This window comes from Promicromonospora sp. NPDC057138 (assembly GCF_042670845.1).
GTDB lineage: Bacteria > Actinomycetota > Actinomycetes > Actinomycetales > Cellulomonadaceae > Promicromonospora.
Genome location: NZ_JBHUUX010000120.1, coordinates 1 through 7735, shown reverse-complemented (window position 1 = coordinate 7735; position 7735 = coordinate 1). Strand labels below are relative to the sequence as shown.

The 7735-nt window shown below is 71.5% G+C and carries 7 protein-coding genes; 4 read left to right on the top strand and 3 right to left on the bottom strand.

The window, feature by feature from the left end; genetic code table 11:
• Positions 1 to 142 precede the first annotated feature (142 nt).
• Both ACFT2C_RS28725 and ACFT2C_RS28720 read left to right on the top strand, forming a co-directional pair.
• On the top strand, positions 143 to 871 hold the full coding sequence (locus ACFT2C_RS28725) for a lysophospholipid acyltransferase family protein (protein WP_377210522.1): 729 nt from the start codon (positions 143 to 145) through the stop codon (positions 869 to 871).
• Positions 872 to 936: 65 nt separating this feature from the next.
• The gene (locus ACFT2C_RS28720) at positions 937 to 1953 is read left to right on the top strand and encodes an NAD(P)H-dependent glycerol-3-phosphate dehydrogenase (protein WP_377210523.1); all 1017 of its coding nucleotides are present in this window, start codon (positions 937 to 939) and stop codon (positions 1951 to 1953) included.
• Between the two features lie 36 nt (positions 1954 to 1989).
• Here the strand turns inward: ACFT2C_RS28720 and ACFT2C_RS28715 are convergent, their stop codons facing one another.
• The 3 genes from ACFT2C_RS28715 to ACFT2C_RS28705 form a co-directional block, all read right to left on the bottom strand.
• Positions 1990 to 2691 carry a hypothetical protein gene (locus tag ACFT2C_RS28715; RefSeq protein ID WP_377210521.1) on the bottom strand — a complete coding sequence of 234 codons (702 nt, stop codon included), beginning with the start codon at positions 2689 to 2691 and terminating at the stop codon, positions 1990 to 1992.
• A 284-nt stretch (positions 2692 to 2975) separates the two neighbouring features.
• Positions 2976 to 3971 (bottom strand): GlxA family transcriptional regulator, encoded by a 996-nt coding sequence (locus tag ACFT2C_RS28710; protein WP_377210520.1) that lies wholly within the window; start codon positions 3969 to 3971, stop codon positions 2976 to 2978.
• 39 nt (positions 3972 to 4010) lie between these two features.
• Positions 4011 to 5150: a Fic family protein gene (locus ACFT2C_RS28705; RefSeq protein ID WP_377210519.1), complete on the bottom strand. Its 1140-nt coding sequence runs from the start codon at positions 5148 to 5150 to the stop codon at positions 4011 to 4013.
• Positions 5151 to 5185: 35 nt separating this feature from the next.
• On the opposite strand from ACFT2C_RS28705, the gene ACFT2C_RS28700 reads away from it, so the two are divergent.
• On the top strand, positions 5186 to 6505 hold the full coding sequence (locus tag ACFT2C_RS28700) for an MFS transporter (RefSeq protein WP_377210518.1): 1320 nt from the start codon (positions 5186 to 5188) through the stop codon (positions 6503 to 6505).
• Positions 6502 to 7677 (top strand): trans-sulfuration enzyme family protein, encoded by a 1176-nt coding sequence (locus ACFT2C_RS28695; protein ID WP_377210517.1) that lies wholly within the window; start codon positions 6502 to 6504, stop codon positions 7675 to 7677. Before ACFT2C_RS28700 ends, ACFT2C_RS28695 begins: the two co-directional genes overlap by 4 nt.
• Positions 7678 to 7735 lie beyond the last annotated feature (58 nt).

Genomic DNA, 7735 nt, shown 5'->3' with positions numbered 1-7735 from the left:
TGTCCGAGTCTCCCGGGGTAGCCCCGGGGAGACTCGGACAAGCGCTCTACTTCGACAGACCCTTCACGGCCACTCGCGGAACTACTGCGCTCGGGGCCGAGTATTCTTGCCGACCGTGTCCATCCCACGTCCTGAGTCACGCATGTATCGCTTCGTCGCGTTCATCGTGCGGAACCTCATGTTCTCGCTGTGCAGGTACGAGTGGAAGGGTGGGGAGAACTTCCCGGCCAAGGGCGGGTTCATCGCCGCGGCCAACCACGTCACCGAGCTCGACGCGCTGACGCTGGCGCACTACCTCTTCGACAACGGCCGGGAGCCGCGCATCCTGGCCAAGCGCGGCCTGTTCACCTCCCCGCTGACGGGGTGGGCCCTGCGGGGCACCAAGATGATCCCGGTGGACCGGGAGTCGGCCAAGGCGACCGAGTCGCTGCGGGACGCCGCGAACCAGCTCGGCGACGGCGCCTGTGTGGCGATCCTGCCCGAGGGCACCCTGACGCGGGACCCCGACTACTGGCCGATGGAGGGCAAGACCGGCGTCGCCCGGATCGCCCTGACCACGCGCCTGCCGGTGCTCCCGGTCGCCCAGTGGGGGGTCACCGACATCCTGGGCCGGTACAGCCGGGTGCTGAAGCCGTTCCCGCGCAAGAAGGTGACGATCCAGACCGGCCCGCCCGTGGACCTGAGCGACCTGTACGACCGGCCGCAGGACACCGTCACGCTGCGCGAGGCCACCTCCCGCATCATGGACGCCATCACCGCCGAGCTGGAGCAGATCCGCGGCGAGAAGGCCCCCACGCCGCGGTTCGACCTGCGCAAGCACCCCGACTACGAGGTCAAGATGACCAACTACCCGCCGGTGGAGCGCCCGTGAGCGCCCAGATGGAACAGGCAGAGCGCGCCGAGATGGAACAGGCAGAGCGCGCCGCGACGGAGCAGATGACGGAGCGGGCACAGCCCCGGGTCGCGGTGCTCGGCGCGGGCTCGATGGGCACCACGTTCGCGATGGTCCTGGCCGACGCCGGGTGCGACGTCACCCTGTGGGGCCGCGACGCCGAGGTGCTCGACGCCGTCGACCGGACGCACCGCAACGAGAAGTACCTTCCGGGCGTGCAGCTGCCCGCCATGGGCGGCACGACCGACCCCGCCGTCGCGCTCAGGGGCGCGTCGATCGTGGTCGTCTCGGTGCCGTCGCAGGTCGCCCGCGCGACCCTGGAGTCCATGAAGGACCTGGTGGAGCCGGACGCCGTCGTCGTCTCCCTGATGAAGGGGGTCGAGCTCGGCACGGACAAGCGCATGAGCCAGGTCATGGCCGAGGTGCTGGGCCTGCCCGACGAGCGCGTCGCCGTCGTCTCCGGGCCCAATCTGGCGCCCGAGATCGCGGAGCGGCAGCCGACGCTGACCGTGGTCGCGTCGCGGAGCGAGGCCACCGCCCAGCTCGTGGCGGATGCCTGCTCGACCAGGTACTTCCGCCCCTACACGAACACCGACGTGGTCGGCGTGGAGCTGTGCGGCGCGGTGAAGAACATCATCGCCCTGGCGGCCGGCATGGCCCAGGGCCAGGGCTTCGGCTGGAACACGCTGTCCGCGCTCATCACGCGCGGCCTCGTGGAGATCACCCGCCTCGGCCTCGCACTCGGGGCCGACGTCGCCACCTTCGCCGGGCTGGCCGGCATGGGCGACCTGACGGCGACGTGCGCGTCGCCGCTGTCGCGCAACCACCGGCTCGGCAAGCACATCGGCGAGGGCCTCACCCTCGCCGAGGCGATCAAGGCGACCGGCGGCACGGCCGAGGGCGTGAAGTCGTCGGAGTCGGTGCTGGAGCTGGCCCGGGCGCACGGCGTCGAGATGCCGATCACGACCGGCGTGGTCGACGTGCTGGCCGGCAAGCTGCCGCTGTCCGACCTGGCGGCCACGCTGCTCGCGCGGCCCAAGAAGTCGGAGGTCGCGGGCTGAACCTGGGCGCGGGTTGAGCTTGTCGAAACCTGCCGGTCAGTGCTGGACGTCGACCACGACGCGCGTCGGGTTCTCCAGGAGGAACACGCGGAACGGCTTCTCGCCGTCGTCGATCCCGAGGAACGCCGTCGTGTACCCCTCGAACCAGTAGCGGTACACGATCTCGTTCACCGACTCCGTGTCGGCGGGCTCGATGCGGTCGCCCGAGAACTCCTCGACGCCGCTGTCCGTCGGGGTGGCCGTGCCTGACAGCGACACCCGCAGGATCGCGTCGCCGTCGACCTGCACGGCCTGCCCGGAGCCGTCGTCGGTCGCCTGGTCCACGTACTCGACGCGCCAGCCCGGCTTGCCGCTGCCCTTGCCGTCGAGGTCGAACACGACGCGGTCGTAGCCGTCGTGCTCGGCGACGCGGACGTCCGTGACGGACAGGAACGTCTCGCCCGCGCCCGTCGGCTCGGCGGTGTCGGGCTCGGTGTTGGCCGCGAAGGGCGGCCCTGCGGCCGTCTCGGTCGCTGTGGCGCCCGGCTCGGGCGTGCCGTCGCCGGTTCCCGGGTTCTCAGTGGCCGTGGTGTCCGACGGCGTCGGCTCGGCAGGCTCCGAGACGATCGGCGCGGGCGTGGACTCGCCGGGCCCGGGCTCGTTCGTGCCGCCCTGCCCGCCGGTGCACCCCGCCAGGACCAGCGCGGCAACCAGCGCCCCAGCCTGCATGAACGTGGTCGTTCTCCGTCGCGTGCGCATAGTTCCGAGGCTAGTCCGAACGATCCCCCACGGACAGAAAAGGCCCCGGGTGCCGCCGAACCGCAACTCACCCGTCTCCGAGGGCGCCGAACCGCAACATGTGCGTCCTTCAGGCGGCCAGAGCACGCGCAACCTTCAGGTCGGCCGCTCAGGTCACGGGCAACATGCGGTTCGGCCGCTCAGAGTTACGCGTAGCGTGCGGTTCGGCGGACGCGTACCTTGCGGTTCGGCGAGCCCAGCCGGGGCATGTTGCGGTTCGGCGCGGCGGGTTGCCTCGTCGGCGTTCACGCCGCGGCGCGGAACGTCCTGCGGTAGGCGGTGGGGGTCACCCCGAGGGTGGCCTGCACGTGGGCACGTAGCGACTGCGCCGTCCCGAAACCGCACCGCCGCGTCACCTGCTCGACCGACAGGTCGGACGACTCCAGGAGGGTCCGCGCGAGCTCGACCCGCTGCCTCAGGAGCCACTGGCCGGGGCTCTCACCGGTCTCCTCGCGGAACCGGCGGGTGAACGTCCGCACCGACATCGAGGCGTGCCGGGCCATGGCGGCCAGCGTCACGTGCTCGTCCAGCCGCTCGGTCGCCCAGGTGCGGGTCGCGGCGGTGCCGGGACCGTCGGCGTCGGGCAGCGGACGGGCGATGTACTGCGCCTGGCCGCCGTCCCGGTGCGGCGGCACCACGGTGCGGCGGGCGACGTCGAGGGCGACGGCGGCGCCGTGGTCGCGCCGCACCACGTGCAGGCACAGGTCGATCCCGGAGGCGACGCCCGCCGAGGTGAGCACGTCGCCGTCGTCCGTGTACAGCACGCCGGGGTCCATCTTGACCTGGGGAAACAGGCTCTGGAAGTGCTCGGCCGAGCTCCAGTGCGTGGTGGCGGGGCGGCCGTCGAGGATCCCGGCGGCGGCGAGCGCGAACGCGCCGATGCAGATCGACATGAGCCGGGTGCCGGGCCGGATGCGCCGGAAGGCGTCCTCGAGCTCCGGGGTGAGGCGGCCCTCGTCGTACACCGGCCCGTACTCGTGCGACGCGGGGACGACCACCGTGTCCGCCGTCTCGAGCGCCTCGGGGCCGTGCGCCACCTGCACGACCACGTCCGAGTCGGACTGCACGGGGCCGGGCGCGCCGGCGGTGCAGGTCACGACCTCGTACAGGGGCCGCCGCTCGGCGTCGCGCGCGATGCCGAAGATCCGGTGCGCGATCCCGAGCTCGAACGGGATGAACCCGTCGACGATCAGGACGGCGACGCGGTGCGGGGCCGGCGGGGTGGCGATCGATCGATCCATGGCCCGATCTTAATGATGGCCCTCGATCGAGCCAAGGTCTTAGCTGCGTCGACTGCCGCGGGAAGCGACGTACTCGTCAACCCAATCGCGCGTGCTTCTCCAGTGTCCGTCGTCCCCGCGCTGTGCTCGGAGGCGTCCGCGTTGTGCGGCATTCACCAAGGCAAGCCGGGTGATCTCGGACGTGGCGAGGGCCGCAAGAGGAACGAGGTCCCCCGGGTCCGCAAGGGCCGGGACGACGAATCGGTACACGTTGTCGAGCACGGCACGCGCGAAGATCTCTTCGAGCGGTCCGACCGCCCCCTTGTCTGCGCGGCGCAGTGCCGTGAGGTATCGCGTGCGCTCTCGCTTCTGGATGATTGCAGGTGCATACCCCATGCGAACGAGAACGAGGTTGGTCAGGAGCCGACCGGTTCGGCCGTTGCCGTCGAGGAACGGGTGGACTTGTTCGAAGGCCACGTGTGCGCTGGCCAGGGCTTCCATCGCATGACCTGGTGCGCTCGGGAGCGCGTTCACCTGCTCCAGCCAGTCGCGCATCTTTGCATCGACGAATGCGTGCGAAGGGGGCCGCATACCCTCAGGGAATGCGCGGATGTCGTGCTGTCGGAAACTGCCCGGGCCTTCGGCCGGCGTGGCGTCGGGGTGGGGCGTGACGCTCCAGACCGGCCCCATGGCGAGCTCATGGATGTAGCGAACCTCGGTGAGCGTGACGAGCGCACCGTCGCCGATGTGGTCCGGGGCGACCGCTTGGTCATAGACCCATCTGGCCGCATCGCCGTATCCCTTGACCTCCATGTACTCCGAGAGATCTTTATTGCCGACGGCTCGGCCTTCGACCAGGAGCTGCTCGACTTGTGAGAGCACCAAGGTGTTGCCTTCGATGGCTGTCGAGCTGTGTGCTTCGTGCACCCAGATGTCGTCCCAGATCACGCGAGCTTGTGCCGGGGCGGGCAGGCCGCCGAGCTGTTCCCTCAGCTCGGTCATCGCCTGGTCGAGTCGCTCGAACACTGCCTGGCGGCTTGGGCGACCACGGCGGGTCCGGGTGATGTTGCTGCGATCGGGCACATTTAATTGAAGCACAGCAACAGCGTTGTTGCTGTGATCACGCCGATTTAATTGCAGCGCAGCAACGGTGGCCTGATTCAGTGGCCCGATCCTATTGGACAGTGACCTTCTGGTCACTGTCCGATGCCGCGCCGTTCCAGCAGGCTGGGGCCATGACGCAGATCAGCACGCCGGCGCCCGACGCCCAGGGCACCTCGGCCCCGCCGTCGGGCCGCATTCCCCGGACGCCCCGGATCCATCCCGCCTGGTGGGTAGCCCTGGTCAGCTTCGTGACCGTGATGTGCGCCGCCGCGTTCACGGCGGCGCCCGGGCTGTTCGTGGACCCGCTGAACGCCGAGCTCGGCTGGTCGCGCGCGACCATCGGCTTCGCCGTCGGCCTGCAGTCCGTGCTGTACGGGCTGACGGCGCCGTTCGCGGCCGCGCTCATGGACCGGTTCGGGATGCGTCCGGTGGTGGCCACCGCGCTGGTCGTCATCACCAGCGGCGCGCTGTCGACGGTATGGATGTCGGAGCCGTGGCAGTTCGTGCTCGGCTGGGGGCTCCTGGTCGGCGTGGGCAGCGGCAGCATGGCGCTGGCGTTCACCGCCACCGTGACGGGGCGCTGGTTCGTGGCCCGGCGCGGCCTGGTCAGCGGCATCCTGACGGCGGCGACGGCGTCGGGCCAGCTCGTGTTCCTGCCGCTGCTCGCGTGGATCGTGGAGAACCAGGGGTGGCGTCCGGCGTCCGTCACGGTCGCCATCGCCTCCCTGATCGCGATCCCGCTCGTGCTGTTCCTGCTGCGCGACCACCCCGCGGACCTGGGGCTGGCGCCTTACGGCGGCGAGTACGCGCCGAAGCCCGCGCCGACCCGTGGCGCGGCGAAGCGCGCGGTCACCGCGCTGTTCGACGCCGCCCGCACCGGCCCGTTCTGGCTGCTGGCCGGGGCGTTCGCGATCTGCGGCGCGACGACGAACGGGCTGGTCCGCACGCACTTCGTGCCCGGAGCGCACGACCACGGCATGCCGATCACCGTGGCCGCAAGCCTGCTCGCCGTCATCGGGGTCGTCGACGTGATCGGCACCATCGCGTCCGGCTGGCTGACCGACCGGTACTCCCCGCGGGTGCTGCTGGGCGTCTACTACACGCTGCGCGGCGTCGCCCTGCTCTTCCTGCCGTCGCTCATGGCGCCGAACGTCGAGATGCCGATGGTGTTCTTCATCGTGTTCTACGGGCTGGACTGGGTGGCGACCGTGCCGCCCACCCTCGCCCTGTGTCGCGAGTTCTACGGCGAGAACGCGCCGATCGTGTTCGGCTGGGTGCTCGCCTCGCACCAGGTCGGGGCCGGGATCGTCGCGTTCGCCGGCGGCCTGGTCCGCGACGTCACCGGCTCGTACGACGCCGTCTGGTACGGCGCGGGAGCGCTGTGCGCGGGCGCGGCGCTCATGTCGATGGTGATCCGGCGCGGGCGAGCGGTCGTATCCTCGCCGTCATGAGCACCACCCCCGAGCACCCCGAGCCGCCCGCGCTCTCGCCCGCCACGGTCGTCGTCTCCGCCGGGCGTCCCGCCCGCGCGCAGGGCGGGCACATCAACCCGTCCATCCCGATGAACTCGACGTACGTCTCGCGCGGCGTCGTCACGCCGGACGAGCTGTCGTACGCGCGCGGCGACAACGACGCCTGGCACCCGTTCGAGGAGGCGCTCGCCGCGCTCGAGTGCGGCGGGGGAGAGCCGGGCGAGGCGCTCGTGTTCTCGTCGGGGATGGCGGCGATCGCCGCCGCCTTCTCCCTGGTGCCCGACGGCGGCACGCTCGTGCTGCCGCGGCACGCCTACCAGGCCGGCATGGTGCTCGCGCGCCAGGTCTCGGAGCGGCACGGCGTGACGCTGCGCTACGTGGACATCGCGGACACGGACGCCGTCGTGGCGGCACTCGACGGCGCCGACCTGCTGCTCGTGGAGTCGCCCACCAACCCGATGCTGGAGGTCGCGGACCTCCCGGCGGTCCTCGGTGCCGCCCGCGCGCGGGGCGTGCGCTCCGTCGTCGACAACACGTTCGCGACGCCGCTGGGCCAGCGGCCGCTGGAGCACGCCGCCGACCTCGTGCTGCACTCCGTCACGAAGTACCTGGGCGGCCACTCCGACGTCACGCTGGGCGCCCTGGTGACGCGCGACGCCGCGCTGGCCGCGACCCTCCGTGAGCACCGCACGCTGCACGGCGCGATCGCCGGCCAGTTCGAGGTGTGGCTGGCGCTGCGCGGCCTGCGCACGCTGGCGCTGCGCTTCGAGCGCGCCCAGGCGAGCGCCGCGGAGCTGGCCCGGCGCCTCGCGGAGCACCCCGAGGTCGCCGAGGTGCGGCACCCCTCGCTGCCCGGCGACCCGGGGCACGAGCGCGCGAAGGCGCAGATGAACGGCTTCGGCGCGATCATCGGCGTCCGACCGGCGCCGCGTGCCGGCGTCGGGCCGGTAGAGCGGGCCGACACCGTCGTCGACGCCGTGCGGCTGTGGCTCCCTGCCACGTCGCTCGGCGGAGTGGAGTCGATGCTGGAGCGCCGCCGCCGCTGGGGCACCGAGGCGCACACCGTCCCGGAGGACCTGCTGCGCCTGTCGGTGGGCATCGAGGACGTCGAGGACCTCTGGGCCGACCTGGACCAGGCCCTCCGCGCCTGACCTGTGACGGGCGCGTCCGTGTGATCGGCAAAAGGTCAGGTGATCGGCAGCTCGGACT